The sequence below is a fragment of the Magnetococcales bacterium genome (genome assembly GCA_015232395.1).
Lineage (GTDB): Bacteria > Pseudomonadota > Magnetococcia > Magnetococcales > JADFZT01 > JADFZT01.
In genome coordinates, this window is sequence record JADFZT010000036.1 from 16,578 (window position 1) to 38,079 (window position 21,502).

The following is a 21,502-nucleotide window of genomic DNA, read 5'->3' on the forward strand; positions in this document are numbered from 1 at the left end:
AAGATCCGCAAAGTCGGATTGATTATAAGGATGGCAGGCGCTTCACCGCCGAAAGAGTATACCCCGATCCTCTCCCGGGAAAAGGCGTTGTGATCAGGGAGGGTGCCCGTTTGGATGCTGGTGTTTAAAGTGATTGATTTAATAAGAAAAAAACACCCCCATATTCACCCCCCCAAACCCTGGGAGCCAGCCGGAATGATTCTTCAGGAAAACGGACTCAAGCGCCCCCCTTCCAGGCGATAAATCTCCTCGGCAAACAGCTTGGCCCGCTGGGGTCGGCTGGTAAAAGCAATCAAGCCCCCTGCCTTTGCCGCCACATAATCCCCCAACCTGGCCGCCATCTGCCCCTCCCCCCTTTCGGAGAGCCACCCCCCCGGCTCATCCAACAACAGCAATCGGGGATGGTTGGCCATCACCGCAGCCCAAGCCACCCTGGCCCCTTCAGCTGCGGACAATCCCGCCAAAGAGCGTTTGATATCCCCCCCCCCAAGCCCGGCCAGGGTCAATGAGTCGGCCACGCGCTGATGGAGATTTTCCCCGGAGAGACCCAGGCTGGCTGGTCCCAGGGCCACCTCTTCCCCCACCCGGGGGGTTAAAAATTGCCGGGTGGGATCACCAAAAAGCAGTCCCAGCCGTCGAACCCGCTCCCTTTGGGGGACTAAGATCAGAGGCTCCCCCATGAGCAAAATCTGCCCACTCTCCACAGCCAGAAGCCCCGCCATCACCCCCATCAGCGTGCTCTTACCACTCCCTTCCTCTCCCAGGATCGCCAGGCGCTGCCCTTGGTTCAGGGTGAGTGACACCCCATCCAAAAGGGGATCCCCCCCTCCGGGCCAGGCAAAAACCACCTCCTCCAGTGTCATCAACGCGTTCATCTTAGGGAGTGGAGCATGGGACCAAAGTGTCGTCAAGGTGGGGCGCGAATTTGCCGATCATTATAGTAAGGGCCGATTTTTTTAACCCTGAACCAAGTGCTTGGCGGGAAATACAGAAAGTCGGCCCTGGAAAAGAGTGGCTGGGAAGAGTGAAAAAAAGGATTGATTTTATTTATTGGCCTATCTTTTGCGACGCTTCATCCCATGGATACCATCAACTGGCAGAATCCCTTTCCTTCTGGTACGACCATCCTCCAGCAGGAAATAAATGGAGCCGAAACCATGAAATATGCAGTTGAATTTTTTGACGGCACACAGACCGGCTGGTTATGGATGGATCAGGAGGATGTACCGGAACTCTTGCGCCAGTCCCATCAGGCTGGATTGATGCTCTTCAAAGCCAAGGTGCTTCGGGTGGTACCGGAGAGGGAGTGGCGACGCATGGAGGCGCACATGCCGGCAGCCCAACCCATGATGGTGTGACCCCTTGGCTGGACACCAACTCTTTGGGCAGGAGCGTCCTGAAGTGTGGGGGAGGGGGCGTTACGATCGACTGATCCAATATCCAGTCATCGGTTATCCACCTTAAGCTGCTGGTGTCCACCCCACGCCCTGACTTAAGGGCCACTCTCCCAAGCGCCCCTCCCAAACGCCCATCCCCCCGAGCTATTGGCGCTTTTTGGGGGGAGTCATGGGATAATCCGCCTTCAGATCAAATTGACTCCGATAGGCCTCAGGCTCCATTTGGTGGCTTCTTTTGAGGTGAGATTTTAGCAACTTGACCGATTTGCCACAGATCAGGCAGGTAATACCCTCTGGTGTAATCGCCTGGTCGGGAGAAATGTTGGGAGCTGCCGCCGGTTTTTTAGCAGGCTTTGGGCTCTTTTTAGTAGCTTTGGCAGCGGCTTTGGGCTGGGCCTTCTTGGGCTCGGGCTTGGCAGCGGCTTTGGGCTCGGGCTTGGCGGCGGCTTTGGGCTCGGGCTTCTTGGGCTCGGGCTGGGCCTTCTTGGGCTCGGGCTTGGCAGCGGCTTTGGGCTCGGGCTTCTTGGGCTCGGGCTTGGTGGCGGCTTTGGGCTCGGACTTGGGTGGGGGAGCAGGGTCTCGGATAATGGGGGGGGGGGGCTGGGCTGCTTGGATCGGGGATGGATCGGGGGAGTCTCCCTGGGGAGGCTTTGTTTGAGAGGTAGGCTTGTTCTCCTCACCAGACTCCTGTTCCAGCTTGGCCCAATACATTTTTATCAGGAAAAAACCGATGGTGCTCAACAACCCCACAGTACCAAAAATGCCGTTCATTATTTCTCCCTCCCTCTCGCCTGACCCTCTCCTCCCCCCGGATTCCCACCATCTCAAGTCAGGATGGTCTGGGTTGGACCCGGTTGGGAAAGCCAAAACAAACGATCACTCTCTACCCATCCAACAACCCATTGAGCTACCAGGGAAGAAAAAAATGGGTCTCATCGAAGCGTTCTGAAATAAGTGTTGCTGAATCAACTATCACTCGTTCAAAGATATCATGCCATTTTCCAGGTTGCCACACCACGGCCTCTACCACCGAAGACAAAATATTTACCTATCAACAAAAAAATCCTTCAAAAAAAACAAAAACGCCCGAATAACCCCAAAAAAAAACCAGCCCCAGGGCTGGTGGATAAAACAAAACCGGTTTTTCAGCCCTGGAAACTGGGAGGAAAATATTTCAAAACCATCGAATCGACCCAACCGAGCCTCAGCCAATGGCGAGAGGATAAAAGGAAGAGGGGGCAATCATTCAGCCTGCGAAGAGGTCTCTTCCTCACGCACCTGCGGCTCCCAACGCCGTGCCTGAATCTGGAACAGCCGGTTAAACTGGGCTATTTCCAAAAGTTTTTCAATCTTGGGGGCGCAGTTGATGATAGCCACATCCGAGGCCTCCCCCCCCGCATGTTCCCGCAACAGCAGCAACATGCCCAGAGCTGAGCTGTCCAGATGGGATACCGCAGATAAATCAACAGTGTATCGCATCTCTGGCCGTTTATTTCGATAGGAATCCCTGAAGAGTTTGTGAATGGAAAAGACAAACCCGCCGGAAATGGCAATACGCACTTCATCTCCATCGGTATGGGTATGGATATTTTTCATCTGAGCGTTCTCCTTCTCCCCCTTGGCCACGAAACCCGTGTGGCGATCACGATCACCGGTCGGTCTCGATTGGAGATCGGATGGTGTGCCGGTCATAAATGGATTCATGCCTGTTCCTTCTTTGGAATGATCCGTGGAGATTAAGCTACCCGGGCTTTATCTGTCTGACTCCAAGCCAACACCCCTTCGATCTCCTTGAGAAGGTGGCCAATGACAAACGGTTTGGCGATGACGGCATCGGGTTTGATCCGGTTTTCGATGCAGCCATTGATCACCTTTGGTGAGGCGGTCATGGAAATGATTTTGATCGACTGGTCCATCTCTCTCAGTTGGGTCAGGGTCATCGCCTTGGCAGCTCCGGGCATCAGTTGATCCAAGAGGATCACATCGAAGCGCTTCTGGGAGGCTTTTTCCAGGGCCTCCAGCATGGTTTGGGCTATCTGGATCTTAAATCCCTTCCGCTTGAGAATTTCACTGAGATTGCTTCCGAAAATGGAATCATCGTCCGCTACGAGAATATGGGTCATCTCCTCGTCCTCTCTCACGGCAACTGGGCAAGCCTTGGATTCCAGACCCGATCCCCAGTGAAATGGAACGTTTATGCGGTACAGGCTTCCTGACCCCAGCAGGCGTTCAACTGACCGGGATTCTCCATGGGCTGTGACTCTCTAACCTTGGCGCGTTGAGAATGGCCGTGGCGGGACCAGAGCATCTCACAGAGGCTTCTTTCCACCTGGGCCGGCCAAAGCTTGGGGCTCAATTCCAACGCCCGATCCAGATCCGAAAAAGCGGCTTCCAGATGGTCCTGACTCAGGCGGGAACTACCCCGGTAGTAATAGATCAGGGCTTGAATCTGACGCATCTCTGTGGCCGACTTGTAATAAAGATCTGTGGCTTCTGAAGTAGCTTCCTGCCAACCGATGATCTCGCTGGTGTCGATGGCAGTGGTGAAATAGACTTCGCTCTTGTCAAATTCACTCCGCTTCATCAACCGCTTACCAGCTGCTACCAGTCGCATCACATTCATGGTCACTCTCCTTGTTGGAGAAAATCGTCTTTCGCTTCCCTGTGACGATTGATTGAATCATTCATCCGTTTTTTGTTGTCTCCATACTGACCCGGGGAGCACCACAAAAAATATTGAAGAGTTCTCCACGCCGGTTTTTTATTATGGAAAAGTCCGAGGCTGAATCAATACAGGGAAAATGTTATTTGTCGATTGTTTTCGTTGAGTTTTTTGTGGTTTTCTCACTAAAAAAATACCCTTGGGAGCACCCCATATTCCCTGTGAAACCTGTTCACTTGGAGCAAAAAACCCCAAGGAAACAGCTCCTCCCCAGCCAAAAAAGCCAAAGGGGACAAAACCCCACGATGAGGGAGATATGTGAAACTGATTGAAATATCAGGATAAATCAGAAACAAACGTAGGATGTGGTGAGCTGTGCGAACCGCATCAATCAAAACCCCATGGCATCATCCAAGCCATTCCCTCATCAACCACCTCATTGGGTTCACACTACCAATCCAAAGGATAGAGGCTCTGGTTCAAATACCTGGGAAAGTTTTTGAACTGGTTGAAATGCCTGGGAAAGTTTCCGAACGATGCGGTTCGCACAGCTCACCGCATCCTACAGGAGAAAAGGGAAGAGGAGGGGAGAAGGGAAAGGAAAGGTCCATTTTGTTGGGAAAATCGTTCCCTGGTCGTTCCAATGCACTCTCCAGGAATCGACCAAAAAAAAGGGGGCCGGTTTCCCAGCCCCCATTATATCTCTTTCTGGATGGGACGATCAGCCCCCGGCCACCTCACCCACCTGACTCCAATAGTCCGGCGGCAACTCAGTCGCCAACTTCAAGGCGCCCGCACATCCGGCATAGTCGGGATCCGCCACCCGGGAAATGTTCACCTCGCCGAAGTCACCCAAACGGCTGGCCAATGCCACATCCAATCCCCGAATCTTGGAACCACCACCCGCCAGGATGATGTTGCCCACCGCCTCTTCCTGATCTTCCGGATCAAAGGTGGTGACCAGCTCTTCCAGGCTATCGAGAATGTTGGGCACAATCGTCTCGCAAGCAGCGCGAACCTCCCGAGTCACATCATGGGGTACCGGCTTACCACCCGCCCGCAACGTCACCACCACTTCCCCCGGAGGCTCACCCACAAAACCGTGGGCATCCTTGATTTTTTGGGCCAGAAACGGCGTCATCTGCACATCCGGATAGGACTCGGAGATGGCGGCTGCCAACACTTCGTCCACATAATCCCCCGCCTTGAGCAGGGTCAGCTGGTCGTCAACGCCAGGGATGTTGCCTTTCATGGCGGCGATGTCGATGGTGCCGGCGCCGATGTCGATGATGATGGCGTTGTTCAGTTTATTGAGACCATAGGCCACCATGAACGGCTCGGAAACCACCAGGGAGATATCCATCAAATCCTCGGTGATCCTGAGCAGCTGCCCTTTGTTGGTCACTGAGGCCCGGGCCGGTACGCCGACAATGCCGCACACCTGATCCCCGGGCCGGGGGTTGGCCAGGGTGATGACATGCTGAAGCAGTTCCCGAGCAGCCTGGGTCTGCTTTTCGCTGTCTTCCTTCAACACCCCTTCAGAGAGAGGAAAGCAGAGGTTCATGAAAGAACGCTTTTCCAGGGCCTCTTCACCGATGGCGCTGGTGCGATTGAGAAGTTTGACACCGATAATGTCCCGGGGATAACCCACCACGGAACGAACCATCTCCTTGGCACCCCGGTTGGACATGATGGTGGTCCGGGAGGTACCCAGATCGATGCCGAGAAACAGTTGATTGGAGTTATCCATATTGCTCCCTCTTTAGCCTTCCAGGGGTGAAAACCATTGATTTCAAGCTAAACCTGAATCCCAGTTGGGTTAACAATGCCCCAGCTGAGCCCGCTCATCCGATTTTTTTTGCCCGTTGCCAAATCCCAACACCTCCGTGGCGATGCAGGTCATGGCTCCTCCCAGACAATTCAGGGTGCCCATGATCACCTGACCACCCCCTTTGAGGATCTGCCCCACGCCCCGCACCATGGCCATCACCCCATAGGAGACCCGACCGACCAGATCCGCTCCGGGAATCGACAGAGATTTGGAGGTGGTCCCACGGGGGGTGGACTGGCTGCTTTTTTTGCGAAATGGCGCTGAAAGGGTGGCTGAAAAAAACCGCCCCGCCCCAATCACACCACCCACCATATCCCCCAGCAGGTGTACGACACCGGTGGCAAGCCCCTCAACGGGAATCGCCCGGGGCGCCAGACCCCTTTCCGGCTCCAGCACTTCACCCATCTGCACCCTCTCCTTGGACTGCCGGAAAAGGGTCGGATCCTCTGGAGAAAAGGGGGTGGGCATTGGGGTCGGGGTCGAAGCAGGAGAGGCTTTGACCTCTGCCTGGGGGGCCGCTACCTGGGGTGTTTCGGTCCGGGCGGCCATTTGAGGCGTTTCGGTCCGGGCGGCCACCTGGGGGGCCTTGGCGGTGGATTGAATGGTCGGCGCTTCCACCTGACCCGATTCCGGTTTCCAGGGGGAGAAGGGATCTTGAGAAACGGCTGCTTCCCCTTGGCCATCCGGATCGGCGAGATTTTGCCAAATCCGCTGTTTTTCCCCTTGGGCCGGGGTGACCGGGGTGACGAAGGGCACCTCTTGTGAGGCAGGGGGCTCCTCCGGGGCTTGCTCCCCGGCATCGACCGTTTGCACCTCGCTGGCAGACAGAATCACCGTATCCTGATTCGCCAGCGTTGCTTCGACTGCGGCCCTTTCGGTGGATTCGGTAGATTCGGTGGATTTGACCTCTTCAGCCATGGCGATCAGTTGGGGGGCCTGCTCAGCGGCCTCTGCCTCAACCGGGTCTTTGATACCCTCCCGGGCCAAAGCGCCCAGATCTGATTCGGGCGCAGCCGACGAAAGAATGGCTTCCCCTTGGGTGGCTGCATCCTGCCCTTCCACCGGCGGGAGGGGGTCCAGATTGCGTACCGGTTTGATCAAACTTTGGGCGGCCAATTCAGCAAATGAAAGACCATCCCCGGTGAGTTCCTCATCGCCAGCCACCTCCTCCAAAACCTGAATGGCGGTTTCGGCAGCGGTCACCGTGAGGGGGGTCTCATCTGCGGTTTCCTCGTTGGCAGCCTGCTGTTGGAGCGCCGGGGTCTCAGGGGCGCTGGGAGCCGGGGCCAGTGGAGTCGGGACTTCACTCTCCTTGCCGGGGGCATCGAAAAGATCGTTGAGAATATCCGCCAGGTTGCCGTCACCAGCTTCCGCCACCTCCAGGGTCTCCCCACCGACACTTCCCTGGCTCTCTTCCCGACTCTGGGCCTCTTGGCCAACCCGCTCCCTGGATGGAACACTCTTGGGGAGGGGAATCGCCGCTTGCAGGGGCTCCACAAACGAACTGTCCGTGGCAGCCTGCTCCACCGGATCGCCGGTCATCACTCTTTGGGGGGGAGGCGCCTTCCTGAAAACGGTTTGTGAATTCACGGGTGCCACCTCCGAATCAGGCTCGGTGGAAGGCTCGGGGGGAGGCTCGGGGGGACGGGCCGTTTCGGGCAGGGTTTCCTGCTGAAGGCCCGGAATCTCTCCCGGAACATAGGGGATCGGGGAGCCGGCTTTATAGGCCCGGGTTCCCGTCTGGATACCGATCCGGCTTTTCCGACGCCCCCCCGGAAGCTCCTGGCCCGATCTGAGCAGGCCGGTTTCCGGAGAGCCGGGGCCAATTTCCAGCACCGAGCGACGCACCTGGGACAAATCGTCGTAAGCCTGGTTAAAGCGAAAGAGACTTGGTTGCAGGCCCCGGGGTCGATTCCGGGTGGTGGCAGGCTCGGTATCGGTGGCAGCGGGCAGGGAAGAAGCGCTACTTGCCTGGGCTTCCATCAGTTCGATGCCGGTTTCCGTGACCACTGGCGTGGGCGTATCACCCGATATTTGGGAGGAGGCCCGAAAAGGTCCGGCGGCTTTTTCCACGCTGGGGGTCAGAGCCTGGCTATCCGGGGTTTGGGTGGGCTTTTCAGTCATGGGGCTTCTGGTCTCCTCGGTGGGTTCGGCCAGTTCGATTTCCCGGCTTTGGGCTTCCCCCTCCCCTGAAGGTGGGGAAAACCTTTTGCGGGCGTTCCAACTGGCATCCAAGCCTTTTCTTCTGTCCGCCACCCGGGTGGCCGCTGCGCGAAAGGCAGCCAAACCCTGTAACGTCTCCCCTCCCTGTGGGGTGGAAGTCTGGCTGGCTGGGGGATCGTTGCTGGGCGGTTCGTTCCCTTGAGACATCAGAACTCCTTGAAAATATGGACCTGCCCGGAAAGATTAAAACCCGCCGGACGGAAATTTTTACCTCATCAACCTTTGAGCGATCCCACCTTCAGCAGGGGATTTCCGGATCAAGCCCCTCTTCTGATGGCACGGGGATTTCCCTTTGGGGCAGCGCCACAGCTGGCTTTTCCCTGGATTATGTTGGAATCGAATTGGATCAAAGAGAAGGGGGAATGGTGAGTGGTTTTACCGGAGTCACCTCCCCGACAACCCCAGCCATCCCAACCTGCTTCCCCCTGCCGCTCCAAACCCCATCACAGACGCTCAATGACAGCTGTCCAACATCGCAACATAGGCCACTTTAACCCTGTTTTCAACCGATTTTTCATCTGATACAGGGTAGCTGGAAAGATCCGACGGGATCGATATCACTCCTCGCAACCATTTCAAGCAACCTTCCAGGAAGAGATAACCTCTAAAATGAGACCGCTTCCAACGGGAAGGCGTCCTGATCGGATCCTGACCGCTGAAACCACTCAAGCGATCATTTCCCGGATCGTTTTTTCCAGAAGTGAACGAATCTTCTCCATTGTTTCCCCCCGATCCCCGGCAGCCTCACCCATCAGGTCAGTCACGGGTTGCAGTTCCGCCATGATCTTCTCCCCAAGCCCGGTGTTGAGTCGCTGTAGTTTTCGTTCATATTCGAGATCAAACTGTTTTTGCAGCCGGACTTTTTCTGCATCCATCCACTGTTGCAGATTTTGGATGACCATGAAAAATTTTGCTCCGGACACTGTCACATACTGCAACAATATCAATGAGATTATCAAAACAATAGACAATTCATGAAAATCACGACGGCGGTGTCGGCCCCTTCTTAAAACAGACAGCCCGACATTTTTCTCCCCCAAGGATGGCAAAAAAGGGTGTGAAAAGGGGATTTTTCTGGAAAACAGGCATCTATTTTGATAACTTCTTGTGTCTTGTTAACGTAGGAGCGCTCTTTGACGCTTCACGATCAACTCTAAATTTCAAACCGAAAACCGGGATTCTTGAGGGAGATAACCCATGCCTGCAAAAACCATGATGTTCAAGGTACAAGGGGCCGCACAATCATCCAAGCTCGGCGGCATGGCTGGCAAAACCTACACGGTGGGTAAAGTCTCCTCTGCCGGTAACGGGCTTGCCAACTGGCTTTTTCTCTCTCCCACCGGTGGTGCAGGTGGCAGCTCCATGGCCGTCAAGATCGAAGGCACCCGGCAGGTTTCCCAAATAGCAGGTCTCGCTGGCAAAACCGTCACGGTGGGTAAATCCCCCACCATGCTGGGAGGTATCGGCCAATGGTTGGTGCTCTCCCCGGCGAAAGGCGCCGCCGCTGCGGGGGCTGCCGGAGCCACCGGAGCTGGAGCCGCTGCCAAGGCTGCTACCACCACCTCCTTCATGATGCAGGTGGAAGGAGCTGCTCAGGCCACGCAACTGCCAGCACTTTCAGGTAAAACCTTCACCGTCATGAAGCCACCCATGATGGGTGCTCCCGCTCAAAAATGGCTCTTCCTTCAGCCCACTGCCGGAACCAGCACTGGCAAGGGAATGGTCGCCTTGAAGCTACAACATGGTGCTGCCGGGCAACTCTCCTCCCTCGCTGGCAAAACCGTTACCATCTCCAAAGCCCCCATCGCCGCAGCTGGTGCGGGCAAATGGATCATCATGAAGCCGGTGGGTGGCGCAGCCGCCAAAGCCGCAGCCGGAATTGGCGCAGCCGGAGCCGGAGCTGCCCTGAACGCTCAACCCATCGCCTTTACCACAGCAGTTCCTGCTGCCGGGGCTGGAGCTGGCGCCGGTGCAGGCACCACCCAGGCTGCCGCTGGAGCCGCCAACACCGCCAAAGCCGTAGGCGCTTCCGGCACCATCTGGAAGGGAACCGGTCTGAGCCTTGGCCTGGGCCTGGGACTCGGAGCCTGGGGGCCTGCGCTGATTGCAGGGGCCGCCATCGCGGGTGTGGGTGTCTATGGTTATCTCAAGGGCAAGGATGCCAACGATGGAGAGCTGGAAGCACTGATCTCCTGATCCTACCCTTTCTCAGCAGCATCACACATTAAAAAAGCCCGGCCCCGAAATCGAATCGGGGGCCGGGCTTTTTTTTTGGCCTGCATCCAAGGCTTGAAGGCTACAGTCTCTCCAAAGAAGAAGGGCGCACGTTTAATCCATGTAGGATATGGCGAGCAACGCGAACCGCATCAATGAACCATCAATCAAGGCTGATACGCCTTCTTATGCTTGAACAAACATAGAGTCAAAAGACAAACCTTGGGCTCCGCCCAAACCCGTTGGGGATTTTGAAAGCATAGAGTCAAAGGATTAGAGTCAAAAGACAAACCTTGGGCTCCGCCCAAACCCGTTGGGGATTTTGAAAGCATAGAGTCAAAGGATTAGAGTCAAAAGACAAACCTTGGGCTCCGCCCAAACCCGTTGGGGATTTTGAAGGATAGAGTCAAAGGATAGACAAACCTTGGGCTCCGCCCAAACCCGTTGGGAATTTGAAAGCATAGAGTCAAAGGATTAGAGTCAAAAGACAAACCTTGGGCTCCGCCCAAACCCGGAAGGGGGATAATCCCCCTTCACCCCTACCAGTAAAATCAATAGCCCCCCCGACGCATCCGGTTTTCCATGCTCCGCCGCTTTTGACCCTCCATGTGACCCTGCCCCTGACCCTGACTGGGACGACGCATCCACAAACCAGCACCACTCTCAGGATTGCGCAACTTGATCTCAGCAGAACCCCGGGTAATGGTGGCAGCATAAAGATTTTGCTCCCCAGCATTATGGAAAGCCGAACCCAAAATCGAAAGCTGCTCCCCCTCCTTAAAATCAAACTTTTTCAAATCCACATACCACTGAGGAGCCACATGGACGTTATAATAGCCCTCATCAGCAGTCTTGAAAGAAAGGTGCAAACCATCCTCATTCATATCAGGGTTGCGGACCGTCTCAACCCCCTTGATCTCCCCCTGGACGGTTTTAACTGTACCTTTGGCATAGTCCACCATCCCCCCACCATCACCGTCCCCAGTGGGATAGAGCCCCTGAGCCTGAACCGATGTGGGCAGCCACATCAGAGCTATGGCCAATAAAATGGTGCTTACAGATAAAAAACGATCTTTCTGCTGCATGACAAACCCCCTTTTTTTGGTCAAACGAAACAAGGGGACCAATCATTGGTGGATGTGCCTTGTTGGAAAAAAATCCCACCCAAGCCCCCCCTGCGAAACCTCTATTTTACCAGAGCGCCCATAGGCAATCCACACGTATCTCCTGCCAGGAAACTCAGCCCAAAAAAGGCTATCCAACCCTCAGAAATCATTTTTTCCTTAATCTTCCCAGCCAACGAACCGATCAGTAGTGCAAAGAGGGAAACAAAACAAAAATGGTCTCCGGAGGAAATCATGCTAAGTATATCCAGAGCGGGATTGCAGCGACTTTACGGTGAGTTGGCTTATCAACGGGCCGGTGCTGCGGTGGTGGAACCGGACCTCGGTCCTGGTGAAGATCCATCCCCCCGCATGCGTGGCCGTGAAGAGTTTGCCGGAAAACAGGAGAGTGGGGATTTTCAGGCGATCTTTATGAAGGCTTTGGAAGAGGGCGAAAAATAATCTGATCCAGCTGACCTTTCCCCCCCCTTTTTCAAGCCATAATCAACGGCTTGGGGGAGGGCACTTCTCCAAGCCACCATTTTTCATCATCGTGTAAAGCCAAAACCTTGAACCATTACGCATCGGCTGTTGGCAAGCTTTGGATCCTGGAAGCTGACGCCGGTCTGTTGAAACTCTCCTGGTCCCCCCTGGCCCACGCCAAGCTCTCCCCGGTAACCCGTCTCTGGCTTGATCGCTATTTTCACACCCCCTACGACCTGCCCCCCTTACCGCCACTCAACCCCCAAGGCACCCCTTTCCAAAAACGCGTCTGGGAAAAACTGCTCACCATTCCCACTGGTAAAACCACCACTTACGGCGATTTGGCCCAAGAGCTCAAGAGTGCACCACGGGCGGTGGGACAAGCGGTCGCTCGCAATCCACTCCCCATTTTTATTCCCTGTCATCGGGTGGTGGGTGCAGGAAAAAATTTTGGTGGATTCAGCGGTGGGGAGGGGATTGAAACCAAGCGGGCGCTGCTGACCCTGGAGGGGTGGCGGGAATAAGCTTCCAAGAGATGATCCAACTTTCCCGAATTCCGGGAAACCAATTCAGCCCATGGCGTTGTTCCAGGATAAAATGGCGCGTCTGTCTTGATTGATGCGGTTCGCGCAGCTCACCACATCCTACGCAGATTCCCCTGGAGTGGTATAACAGGGCAAGGCACGTGTGCCATTCTGAATGAGAATGACTGATCATTCAGAACACACAAAAAGGGACGGCTCCTCCTAAGCTTACGGAAGAGCCGAACCAAATTCCGCATTCCGGATCCCGATAAACCAAGCCGGGATCCAAGGATGACTATTTTTCAGCTTTGGCATACTTGCGCCGGAAGCGTTCCACCCGCCCTGCGGTATCCAACAGCTTGTGTTTACCGGTAAAGAAGGGATGGCAGGATGAACAGACCGCCAGGGACTGATCAGTGCCGGTGGAGCGGGTAACGATGACTGTTGCACAGCCCGCGCAGGTAAAGGTGCACTCTTTGTATTCAGGGTGAATGCCTGGTTTCATGATGGGTTAAGCTCCCTGGGTGTCCGGGTATCTACCAGCAAATTTGCTGGCCGCTAGCTATTCATGCTGGCGAAAAACTCGTTATTGTCTTTGGTTGCGCGGATTTTGTCCAGCAAAAACATCATGGAGTCCTGGGGACCCATGGGCATGAGCACTCGACGGAGCACCCAAAGCTTGCTGAGTTCGTCGCGTCCGGTCAAAAGTTCCTCTTTGCGGGTGCCGGATTTGGCGATGTCGATGGCGGGGAAAATCCGCTTGTCCACCAGCTTGCGATCCAGGTGGAGTTCCATGTTGCCGGTGCCCTTGAACTCCTCGAAGATCACTTCGTCCATGCGGGAGCCGGTATCGATGAGGGCGGTGGCGATAATGGTGAGGGAGCCGCCTTCCTCGATGTTGCGGGCAGCGCCGAAAAACCGCTTGGGGCGCTGGAGGGCGTTGGCGTCGATACCACCGGAGAGCACCTTCCCGGAGGAGGGGGCCACGGTGTTGTAGGCTCGGGCCAGGCGGGTGATGGAGTCGAGCAAAATCACCACATCCCGTTTATGCTCCACCAGGCGTTTGGCCTTTTCGATCACCATTTCAGCCACTTGCACATGCCGGGTGGCGGGCTCATCGAAGGTGGAGGAGACCACTTCCCCCCGCACCGAGCGCTTCATGTCGGTCACCTCTTCGGGCCGCTCGTCGATGAGCAGCACCTGGAGGATCACTTCCGGGTGATTTTTGGCGATGGAGTCGGCAATCTGCTGCATGAGCATGGTCTTACCGGTACGGGGCTGGGCCACGATCAGGCCTCGCTGTCCCATGCCGATGGGGGTGACCAAGTCGATCACCCGGGGACCCATGTCATCGCTGACTTCCTCCAGCTCCATGCGCAGCCGTGACTCTGCATAGAGGGGGGTCAGGTTGTCGAATAGAATCTTGCCCCGCGCTTTGGCGGGCTCTTCGAAGTTGATCTTTTCCACCCGGAGCAAAGCAAAATAGCGCTCGCTCTCTTTGGGGGAGCGGATCTGCCCTTCCACCACATCGCCGGTACGCAATCCAAAGCGACGAATTTGGGAGGGAGAGACGTAGATATCGTCAGGGCCGGGAAGATAGTTCGTATCCGGTGCCCGCAAAAATCCAAAGCCGTCCTGGAGAACCTCAAGCACCCCCTCTCCATAGATCTGACCGTTGTTGGTGCTCTCGGACTTGAGGATGGCGTAGATCAACTCCTGGCGGCGCATGCCGCTCATGCCATCCACTTTTCTCTCAGCTGCGAGTTCCGACAGCTCCGAAACGCTCTTTGCTTTCAAATCCTTAAGGTTCATCGCATCCCTAATCTTTCCGGTATTCACGAGTCCTGACGCCAAATCGCTCGTTCCATAAGCTTGTGACCGGTGGATAAACCGGAATTCATCAAGCGGATGGATCGAAGGCGGAATTTTGTCAGGGAAGCTATGTTAACGCGGACGAAGGTTCACTCGATTTTGAGTAAAAACGGATAACCGGCAATCACCGGTCGGTGTGTGGGATTTGCCTCTAAATTTTTTTTTGCGTGGGAACTGCCTCGGAAAAGAGGAGCCTACGAGCATTTTTGTTATTAGAGGAGCCTGGGGCCTTTTTAGAGGAGTCTGGGGCTGATTCTAGGGTGTGGGCTCATTCGGAGTGTTTATTTTGCCCGAAGAGTCCCGGACAGGCCCCTGCAACGTACATCGACGGTTTTCCTGTTGTCAAACTGAAAATCCACATCAGGCTGAAAAAAGTGCCTTCCGGGGGTTTGTTTTTACTGATTGACTGAAAGTATTTGACTGCAAAGCGGCTTCGTCAATGCCATTTTTCCGGCCAGGCCGCTATTCTGGGAGTCTTGTTTATCCTCACGATCTCTTCCCAGAGGGCGTTTACCTGGCTGCGGGTCTTTTCCAGAGTGCCTCGATTGTCGATCACCCGGTGGGCCATCTGGATTTTTTCGGCTTCGGGCATCTGCCGCTGGATGGCTTTTTGTTTCACCCCATCGCTCATCCAGTGGCGTTCGGCCAGCCGCTGCCACTGTTTTTCCCCACAGGCGACCACCACGGTCAGGTCACAGAGTTGCGCCTCCCCGGTTTCGAAGAGCAGGGGAATATCGAGGAGGGCGATGCCTTGGGGGGTTTGCTGATGGTAGTGGCTCAAAAGTTTTTTTTGCAGGGGGCGAATCCGGGGATGGACCACTTTTTCCAGCCAGGTGCGCTCCCGGGGGTTGGCGAAGACCTTCTCCCCCAGCTTTTTGCGGAGGAGGTGGCCTTGCTCATCGAGAATCCCCGGGCCGAAGTGCGCCACCACCTCTTGCAGCCCTTCGGTGCCGGGCTCCAGCACTTGGCGGGCGAGTTGGTCGGAATCCAGCAGCAGCGCCCCCTTCTCTTCCAACATTTTGGCGATGGTGGATTTACCGCACCCCATGGAGCCGGTGATCCCGATGATAAACATCGATTTATCCTACAGCACCAGTCCCCAATACCAGTCATAGATCCGTTGGCCGTAGAGGAGAAACACCCAGGCGGAGATGATCAGGTAGGGGCCGAAGGGGATGGGTAATGAACGATCACGGCCTGCGATGAGGATCCAGGTGAGGCCGACGACGCTGCCCAGTACCGAGGAAAAAAAGATGGTGAAGGGGAGTGCTTGCCATCCCATCCAGGCGCCGATCAGGGCCAGGAGTTTCACATCGCCGAAGCCCATGCCGACTTTGCCGGTGATTTTTTCAAACAGCCAGGCGAATCCCCACAAGCCGCCGCCGCCTGCCACCACACCGATGATGGAGTCCATCAAAGTGGCGTGGGGGGCTCCCAACCAGGGTAGTGCGGCCAGCAGCACCCCCAGGACGATACCGGGGAGGGTGATGACGTCCGGGAGGATGTAGTGATAGAAGTCGATCACCGTCAGGACGATGAAGGCGTAGGCCAGGATGAGGAGGGCGACGCTTTCCAGGGAGAAGCCCCAGCCGTGGATGATGCCGACGCTCATGAGGGCGGTGAGGAGTTCCACCAGGGGATAGGTGATGGATATTTTTTCGTCGCACTGGCGGCATTTACCTTTGAGTCGGAGCCAGCCGAAGATGGGAATGTTGTCGGTCCAGGGGATTTTGCTTTTGCAGGCGGGACAATGGGATGCGGGGAAGGCGATGTTTTCTTGCAGGGGAATCCGATAGATGCAGACGTTCAGAAAGCTCCCGATCACCGCGCCGTAGACAAAAACGATCACACCCAATTCCCAATACATGTGCGTCTCCCAAATAAAAAAAAGAGTTCTCTCCTTAAGATTCCCGCTTTGGGAGGGAATCCGTCAATAGTTGACGCGCTTCCAGGGGCGAATCCGGAAAGACCACCTCTCAATCACTTTATGAGACTGAAAGCAGAACATCACAATATAAAACTTTTAGCTTAATTTTCTCTCTGAAAATTGATGGTTTTGATTCATAAAAATGTATGAAAAATTTTAATTGAGATCTTAAAAATAAATCGTTTTACATTCCGCATGACTCTGTATAAATCATAAAAAATCAATCCAGTTGCTCATGACCGGAAAAATGGTTCATCTATAAATCAATACATGGAGAACAACAAAATGGTACCACCTGGACCCTAAATCCAAACAGGAGGAAATAAACTTAAATCTGAACACTTGGCTGTCTCATTCCAGGCTGGTGCTGCTGCGAATGGGGAAACGGATCATGCAAAAAGTTTGCACAGTGGACAATCCGGCTGAATGGAGAAGGAACCATGTATCATTCTACAAACCGGGTAACCGGAAAAACAGTGATGAAGTTGATCTTCGGGTTTTTGGCTTTTTATGTAACACCCCTTTGGGCTTTCACAGATGTTCCCAGTGACCGATGGGGTTACACGTATATCAACATACTGGCGGACAATGAAATCACCAGCGGCTGTGACTCGGAAAACTACTGTCCGGACAACGATCTTCAACGGGCGGAAATGGCTATTTTTCTACTCCGGTCACAATACGGTTCAAGCTACTCCCCATCCACCGCAAGTGGTGCCATTTTCGATGATGTTTCAACGAGTTTCTGGGCAGGAAATTTTGTGGAACGGCTATCGGAACTGGGTATCACCAGCGGTTGCGACGCCAGCAATTTTTGCCCCAGCCGGAATATCACCCGTTCGGAAATGGCCATCTTCCTGCTCAGAACCAAATATGGCTCCGACTACTCGCCGCCAACGGCCACGGGTACGATCTTCGGAGACATCTCTGCCGACTATTGGGCGGCATCCTTCATCGAACAGCTGGATGCTGAAGGTTGGTCTGATGACACCCTGGATACCACCAGAGAGTGTGCGGAAGGCAATTTTTGTCCCAGCCTGACCATCAACCGCGCTGAGATGGCGGTATTTTTGGTAAAGACCTTCGGGCTTGAAGCAACTTCCGGCAGCGAAGTTGATGGAGATGCGGCCAACGGTGAACTGCTCTTTAACGCCCAAGGCTGTGCTGATTCAAGCTGCCACGGGGCGGATATCTCGGAAAACCTCAACAACATTCAAAACGGAACGGATTCGGACACCATTGACAATGCGTTTGAGAGCGTCTCCGAGATGGCTGCCATGGGGTATGCCTTCAGTGATCAGGAGGTGGCTGATCTGGCTGCCTGGATTACAGAATACGCCTCTTCAACCGTTACCGGCGATGCTGTAGACGGAGCCTCTCTCTACACCAGCAAGACCTGTTCCGGATCAAGCTGCCACAACACCAATGCCAGGGAAAACAAAAACCGGATACTGGCCGGACTGAATACCTCCCTGATCGATTATGCGCTGACCAATGTCCAGCAGATGGAATCCTTGCAGGGAACCCTAACGGCCCAGGACAAGGCCGATCTGGCCGCCTATCTGGATTCGTTGATTGTTCCTGTGACTGAAGGAGATTCCGAACAAGGGGAAGCTCTGTATGGCGGAAGTATTTTCTATGGTTGCAGCCAAGCCTCCTGTCACGGCAGCGATCCGACTGCAAATCTCAACAACATCCAGAATGGGGTTGACCCGAAACAGATTGCCACAGCGCTGGTTTCGGTCACGGAGATGCGAGGGGCCACCCCGCAGTCTCCCACATTTCTCTCCTACGATACCAATGTCACCTCCCGAAGGATCGCCAACATTGCCGCCTGGATTCAGGAGCAGATCCAGTAGATAAAACCGCTTGACTGGAAAAACTCCTCGACCAAAACCACTCTAACAGTGATGGAGAACACATCGATATTGGCTCTACAGCGTACCTAGCGACGCTGTAGAGCTTTTTTTAAGCTGAAGCCAACGGCCAGCCTGATCCGCCTATCCCACAATGATATCCAGATTTTTCCTGTAAAACGACCGACTCTCCCATAGTGGTTCCAATGGAAAATGGCACAGAAGAGGCAGCTCCCCTCTTTGATATACGCGTTCGAAGGTGCTTACTCGACGCCGAGCTTGGAAATCCGGTAACGAAACGAACGAAAAGAAAGCCCTAATAATTCAGCCGCCTTGGTCTTATTCCCCCCAGCCCTCTCCAACGCCTGACGAATCGTCTTCGCCTCAATATCACTCAACAATCCCTCCAAATCCACCCCACTCTCAGGCAACTCAAACTCCCCCAAATCCTCTTCACTGCTCCTCCCAACCTGCTGAGGCTCCCTGATATGATGAGGCAAAGTGAGAATGTCCAGCGTATCCCCGGTGGTAAGGGAAATCGCCCCCTCAATCACATTCTCCAACTCCCTCACATTTCCCGGAAAAGAATACCTGGCCAAACAATCCGCCGCCGCAGGCTCCACCCGACGCACAGGCAACTCATACCGCTTGGCAAACTTTTCCACAAAACGATTCACCAATAACGGAATGTCCGGCTGACGCTCCCGCAACGGCGGTAAATGCAAATTCACCACATTAATCCGATAATAAAGATCCTCCCGAAAACGACCCTCAGAGACCTCCTTGCCCAAATCACGGTTGGTCGTGCAAACCAGCCTGGCATCCACAGGCTTCTCCGCACCGGAAGTCCCCACCGGCCGTACCGCACGCTCCTGCAATACCCGCAATAACTTTACCTGAGTGCTCAAAGGCATCTCACCAATCTCATCCAACAACAGAGTGCCCCCGTCCGCCTCAACAAACACCCCCTTGCGACTCTGGGTCGCCCCCGAAAAAGCCCCCTTGGTATGACCAAAAAGCTCACTCTCAATCAACGTCTCCGGAATCGCCGCACAGTTGATCGCAATGAACGGACCCTTCGAACGGGAAGAGTGATCATGCACATAACGCGCTATGAGTTCCTTGCCCGTGCCCGACTCCCCCGTTACCAAAACCGTCGCACTCGTGCGCCCCACACGTCCCGCCAACTCCAAAATCCGCCGCATCGCCGGACTGTTGCCAATCACCCCCCGCTTGGGCCGACTCTCCTCCAAAGCCACCTTCAAACGAGTGTTTTCCCGCTTTAAATCAACCTGCTCCAAAGCCCTTGCCACCACCAGGTGGAGATCCTCCATCGGAAAAGGCTTCTCCAAATAATCAAAAGCCCCCTCCTTCATGGCCGTCACAGCCGTCTCCGTAGAAGCAAAAGCCGTGATGAGAATCACCGGAAGCTCCGGCGTACGCCCCTTGGCCTCCCGTAAAATATCCAGCCCACTCACATCCGGCAGCTTCAAATCAGTAATCAACAAATCCCACGATCCCGACGCCAACGCCTTGCGAGCCCCAATCCCATCCCCAGCCCCTTGAACGGCATGACCCGCCCCTTCCAAGGCCATGGCCAAAAGCTCCCGGAGATTTTTTTCATCATCTACCACCAATATTCTAGCCATCAGCCGCTTCCATGGTGAGTCGTACCCGCAACCCGGTCCCTTCCCGGGCATTTTCCAACACCAAGCGCCCCTGATTCAAATGCATCAGCTGCACCACCACCGCCAAACCCAACCCCGTTCCCGCAGAACGCGTGGTAAAAAAAGGCTCCAACACCTGCCCCATCAACTCCGGATCAATCCCGGGCCCATCATCGGAAATCTCCACCTCCACCTGCTTGGCCAAATCAGACATCAAATGCCCCGACACCTGAAGCTTGCGAAAAGTCACCGTCAACCGACCCCCATCCGGGGCAGCCTGGGCCGCATTGATGAAAAGATTCCAAAAAACCTGCCGCAAATGATCCCCATCAAACAGAATTTTTTCCCCTCCCGGAATCAAAATGTCCAATTTCCGATTCTCTCCCCAACGGGGATCCTGCCCCAACCGCTCTTGGACATCCATCAAAAAAGAACGCAGATTTATGGGGTTACGAGAAGCCTGGGGGGGGCGGGAAAAAAACAGAAAATCGTTGATCAGCTGGTTGAGACGCCGAATCTCCTCCTGAATAATCTGCTCCAAACGCCGCCGCTCATCCCGGGACTCCCGTAGCGCCAACATCTGGGTAGCAGAAAGAATGGAGGCCAGGGGATTGCGGATTTCATGGGCCACATAAGCCGCCATGCGACCCGTCAAAGCCAACTTGTCCCGCTCCGCCAGCTCCCGCTCCAGCCGCTTGCCCTCCGATAGATCCCGAATCACAATCAGCGTGCCGATCACCGCTTGCCGATGGTCGGTCAGGGGCGCCAAATTCACCCCGAGTATACGCTCACGCCAAGCCATTTCCAAAAAAACCGTCTCCCCCCCGGCCCGGTCAATGGCCCACTTGAACTCCGGAAAAATCGCCACCAGAGGACGCCCCACAATCCCCTCCGGCTCCTCCCCCAAAATCGGTGCCACTTCAGAGTTGACGCTGCGGACAATCCCCTGATTATTCACGGAAAGAAGGGCGTATGGCATCGCCTCGATGATCTGCTGATTCAAGGAAGCCAGGTTGGCCAGACTATCCTGCTGCTGATCAAAGGCAATCTGCAGCCCCTGGGCCTTCTCAGCCAGTGCCCCCCCCAAAAGTGCGGTGAGAAAAAAAGCCGCCCCATGGGAGACCATCCGCCCCAAAAGCACCCGGGAGGAAGCCAGAGGGACTTCGAACAACATCGAGTTGACCGTCACCCCCACCACCAGCAGGAGCACCACCATCCCCGCCACCAACAACGCCTCCCTGCGACCCAGCAAAAGCGCCGTATTCAAAACCGCCAAACCATAAAGAAAGGGGAGAGGGCTGTGAAAACCACCGGTGAGAATCACCAGGCCCGTCACTAAAACCGGATCCATGGCGCACTGCAAACGGGTCAACATTTCCAGACCCGAACGACTGCGCAACCAGATGAGATAGACCAGAGTGGTGGTGAAGAGCAGGCCCAGGAAGAGATAGAGAACCTGAACCTGAAGATCCGGACGCATCCCCGCCTTGGGTTGAAATACCCAGTGGGTCAGCAAAAAAAGCACACTGATGATGACCAGGCGGTAGAAAGTCAGCCTGGAGAGCTGGGAAAAACGGTCGGCGTTGGTCACCATGGGAGCGGCCCCCCGTTGCCGCCGGATTGCATCAAACCCTCAAACAGATCCCAGGCATCAACCGGAAAACAAGAGCTCCCGGTGCCAATCCTTGCCCCTCTCAGGATGGCCTTGCCTTAAGATGAATCTCTCTTTTGACCAGACAAAAA

20 protein-coding genes are annotated in these 21,502 nt (G+C 55.0%); 5 read left to right on the forward strand and 15 right to left on the reverse strand.

What is annotated here, in order from left to right:
- Positions 1–203: 203 nt before the first annotated feature.
- Complete coding sequence (locus tag HQL52_11230; GenBank protein MBF0370016.1) at positions 204–863, reverse strand: ABC transporter ATP-binding protein; 660 nt, start codon at positions 861–863, stop codon at positions 204–206.
- Positions 864–1,157: 294 nt separating this feature from the next.
- Here HQL52_11230 and HQL52_11235 point away from each other — a divergent pair, with 294 nt between their 5' ends.
- A complete protein-coding gene (locus HQL52_11235; protein MBF0370017.1) occupies positions 1,158–1,358 on the forward strand; it encodes a hypothetical protein in 201 nt (66 codons plus the stop codon).
- A gap of 183 nt (positions 1,359–1,541) precedes the next feature.
- Here HQL52_11235 and HQL52_11240 read toward each other — a convergent pair whose 3' ends face one another.
- From HQL52_11240 to HQL52_11270, 7 genes are all read right to left on the reverse strand, one after another.
- Complete coding sequence (locus tag HQL52_11240; GenBank protein MBF0370018.1) at positions 1,542–2,168, reverse strand: MucR family transcriptional regulator; 627 nt, start codon at positions 2,166–2,168, stop codon at positions 1,542–1,544.
- A gap of 471 nt (positions 2,169–2,639) precedes the next feature.
- Positions 2,640–2,993: an STAS domain-containing protein gene (locus HQL52_11245; protein MBF0370019.1), complete on the reverse strand. Its 354-nt coding sequence runs from the start codon at positions 2,991–2,993 to the stop codon at positions 2,640–2,642.
- A 140-nt stretch (positions 2,994–3,133) separates the two neighbouring features.
- Positions 3,134–3,520: a response regulator gene (locus HQL52_11250; GenBank protein ID MBF0370020.1), complete on the reverse strand. Its 387-nt coding sequence runs from the start codon at positions 3,518–3,520 to the stop codon at positions 3,134–3,136.
- A gap of 71 nt (positions 3,521–3,591) precedes the next feature.
- Entirely contained in the window at positions 3,592–4,020 is a 429-nt protein-coding gene (locus tag HQL52_11255) for a hypothetical protein (protein ID MBF0370021.1), read from the reverse strand.
- A 760-nt stretch (positions 4,021–4,780) separates the two neighbouring features.
- Positions 4,781–5,809 carry a rod shape-determining protein gene (locus tag HQL52_11260; GenBank protein ID MBF0370022.1) on the reverse strand — a complete coding sequence of 343 codons (1,029 nt, stop codon included), beginning with the start codon at positions 5,807–5,809 and terminating at the stop codon, positions 4,781–4,783.
- A gap of 69 nt (positions 5,810–5,878) precedes the next feature.
- The gene (locus tag HQL52_11265; GenBank protein ID MBF0370023.1) at positions 5,879–8,260 is read right to left on the reverse strand and encodes a hypothetical protein; all 2,382 of its coding nucleotides are present in this window, start codon (positions 8,258–8,260) and stop codon (positions 5,879–5,881) included.
- 518 nt (positions 8,261–8,778) lie between these two features.
- Positions 8,779–9,015, reverse strand: coding sequence for a hypothetical protein (locus tag HQL52_11270; GenBank protein ID MBF0370024.1), 237 nt, complete (start codon positions 9,013–9,015; stop codon positions 8,779–8,781).
- Between the two features lie 295 nt (positions 9,016–9,310).
- Between HQL52_11270 and HQL52_11275 the strand changes: the two genes are divergently transcribed.
- The gene (locus tag HQL52_11275; GenBank protein ID MBF0370025.1) at positions 9,311–10,309 is read left to right on the forward strand and encodes a hypothetical protein; all 999 of its coding nucleotides are present in this window, start codon (positions 9,311–9,313) and stop codon (positions 10,307–10,309) included.
- A gap of 569 nt (positions 10,310–10,878) precedes the next feature.
- On the opposite strand, the gene HQL52_11280 is transcribed toward HQL52_11275, so the two are convergent.
- Positions 10,879–11,412, reverse strand: a complete 534-nt coding sequence (locus tag HQL52_11280) for a hypothetical protein (protein ID MBF0370026.1) — start codon at positions 11,410–11,412, stop codon at positions 10,879–10,881.
- A 273-nt stretch (positions 11,413–11,685) separates the two neighbouring features.
- On the opposite strand from HQL52_11280, the gene HQL52_11285 reads away from it, so the two are divergent.
- Together HQL52_11285 and HQL52_11290 are read left to right on the forward strand one after the other, a co-directional pair.
- Positions 11,686–11,892: a hypothetical protein gene (locus tag HQL52_11285; GenBank protein MBF0370027.1), complete on the forward strand. Its 207-nt coding sequence runs from the start codon at positions 11,686–11,688 to the stop codon at positions 11,890–11,892.
- A gap of 107 nt (positions 11,893–11,999) precedes the next feature.
- The gene (locus tag HQL52_11290; protein ID MBF0370028.1) at positions 12,000–12,437 is read left to right on the forward strand and encodes a methylated-DNA--[protein]-cysteine S-methyltransferase; all 438 of its coding nucleotides are present in this window, start codon (positions 12,000–12,002) and stop codon (positions 12,435–12,437) included.
- A 295-nt stretch (positions 12,438–12,732) separates the two neighbouring features.
- Here HQL52_11290 and rpmE read toward each other — a convergent pair whose 3' ends face one another.
- From rpmE to HQL52_11310, 4 genes are all read right to left on the reverse strand, one after another.
- A complete protein-coding gene (gene rpmE, locus HQL52_11295) occupies positions 12,733–12,942 on the reverse strand; it encodes a 50S ribosomal protein L31 (protein ID MBF0370029.1) in 210 nt (69 codons plus the stop codon).
- A gap of 53 nt (positions 12,943–12,995) precedes the next feature.
- Positions 12,996–14,249 (reverse strand): transcription termination factor Rho, encoded by a 1,254-nt coding sequence (rho, locus tag HQL52_11300; GenBank protein ID MBF0370030.1) that lies wholly within the window; start codon positions 14,247–14,249, stop codon positions 12,996–12,998.
- Between the two features lie 496 nt (positions 14,250–14,745).
- The gene (locus tag HQL52_11305) at positions 14,746–15,384 is read right to left on the reverse strand and encodes a dephospho-CoA kinase (GenBank protein MBF0370031.1); all 639 of its coding nucleotides are present in this window, start codon (positions 15,382–15,384) and stop codon (positions 14,746–14,748) included.
- Between the two features lie 9 nt (positions 15,385–15,393).
- Positions 15,394–16,176: a prepilin peptidase gene (locus HQL52_11310; GenBank protein ID MBF0370032.1), complete on the reverse strand. Its 783-nt coding sequence runs from the start codon at positions 16,174–16,176 to the stop codon at positions 15,394–15,396.
- A gap of 500 nt (positions 16,177–16,676) precedes the next feature.
- Here HQL52_11310 and HQL52_11315 point away from each other — a divergent pair, with 500 nt between their 5' ends.
- Positions 16,677–18,095 (forward strand): S-layer homology domain-containing protein, encoded by a 1,419-nt coding sequence (locus HQL52_11315; GenBank protein ID MBF0370033.1) that lies wholly within the window; start codon positions 16,677–16,679, stop codon positions 18,093–18,095.
- Positions 18,096–18,355: 260 nt separating this feature from the next.
- Here the strand turns inward: HQL52_11315 and HQL52_11320 are convergent, their stop codons facing one another.
- Both HQL52_11320 and HQL52_11325 read right to left on the reverse strand, forming a co-directional pair.
- A complete protein-coding gene (locus HQL52_11320) occupies positions 18,356–19,744 on the reverse strand; it encodes a sigma-54-dependent Fis family transcriptional regulator (GenBank protein ID MBF0370034.1) in 1,389 nt (462 codons plus the stop codon).
- On the reverse strand, positions 19,734–21,353 hold the full coding sequence (locus tag HQL52_11325; protein MBF0370035.1) for a PAS domain-containing protein: 1,620 nt from the start codon (positions 21,351–21,353) through the stop codon (positions 19,734–19,736). Before HQL52_11325 ends, HQL52_11320 begins: the two co-directional genes overlap by 11 nt.
- Positions 21,354–21,502 lie beyond the last annotated feature (149 nt).

Coding starts and splice junctions, on each gene's coding strand:
- HQL52_11275 (MBF0370025.1), top strand. CDS start 9,311: ATGCCTGCAAAAACCATGATGTTCAAGGTACAAGGGGCCGCACAATCA.
- rpmE (MBF0370029.1), bottom strand. CDS start 12,942: ATGAAACCAGGCATTCACCCTGAATACAAAGAGTGCACCTTTACCTGC.
- HQL52_11305 (MBF0370031.1), bottom strand. CDS start 15,384: ATGTTTATCATCGGGATCACCGGCTCCATGGGGTGCGGTAAATCCACC.
- HQL52_11265 (MBF0370023.1), bottom strand. CDS start 8,260: ATGTCTCAAGGGAACGAACCGCCCAGCAACGATCCCCCAGCCAGCCAG.
- HQL52_11260 (MBF0370022.1), bottom strand. CDS start 5,809: ATGGATAACTCCAATCAACTGTTTCTCGGCATCGATCTGGGTACCTCC.
- HQL52_11235 (MBF0370017.1), top strand. CDS start 1,158: ATGAAATATGCAGTTGAATTTTTTGACGGCACACAGACCGGCTGGTTA.
- HQL52_11280 (MBF0370026.1), bottom strand. CDS start 11,412: ATGCAGCAGAAAGATCGTTTTTTATCTGTAAGCACCATTTTATTGGCC.
- HQL52_11285 (MBF0370027.1), top strand. CDS start 11,686: ATGCTAAGTATATCCAGAGCGGGATTGCAGCGACTTTACGGTGAGTTG.
- rho (MBF0370030.1), bottom strand. CDS start 14,249: ATGAACCTTAAGGATTTGAAAGCAAAGAGCGTTTCGGAGCTGTCGGAA.
- HQL52_11230 (MBF0370016.1), bottom strand. CDS start 863: ATGACACTGGAGGAGGTGGTTTTTGCCTGGCCCGGAGGGGGGGATCCC.
- HQL52_11325 (MBF0370035.1), bottom strand. CDS start 21,353: ATGGTGACCAACGCCGACCGTTTTTCCCAGCTCTCCAGGCTGACTTTC.
- HQL52_11270 (MBF0370024.1), bottom strand. CDS start 9,015: ATGGTCATCCAAAATCTGCAACAGTGGATGGATGCAGAAAAAGTCCGG.
- HQL52_11310 (MBF0370032.1), bottom strand. CDS start 16,176: ATGTATTGGGAATTGGGTGTGATCGTTTTTGTCTACGGCGCGGTGATC.
- HQL52_11255 (MBF0370021.1), bottom strand. CDS start 4,020: ATGAATGTGATGCGACTGGTAGCAGCTGGTAAGCGGTTGATGAAGCGG.
- HQL52_11240 (MBF0370018.1), bottom strand. CDS start 2,168: ATGAACGGCATTTTTGGTACTGTGGGGTTGTTGAGCACCATCGGTTTT.
- HQL52_11250 (MBF0370020.1), bottom strand. CDS start 3,520: ATGACCCATATTCTCGTAGCGGACGATGATTCCATTTTCGGAAGCAAT.
- HQL52_11245 (MBF0370019.1), bottom strand. CDS start 2,993: ATGAAAAATATCCATACCCATACCGATGGAGATGAAGTGCGTATTGCC.
- HQL52_11315 (MBF0370033.1), top strand. CDS start 16,677: ATGTATCATTCTACAAACCGGGTAACCGGAAAAACAGTGATGAAGTTG.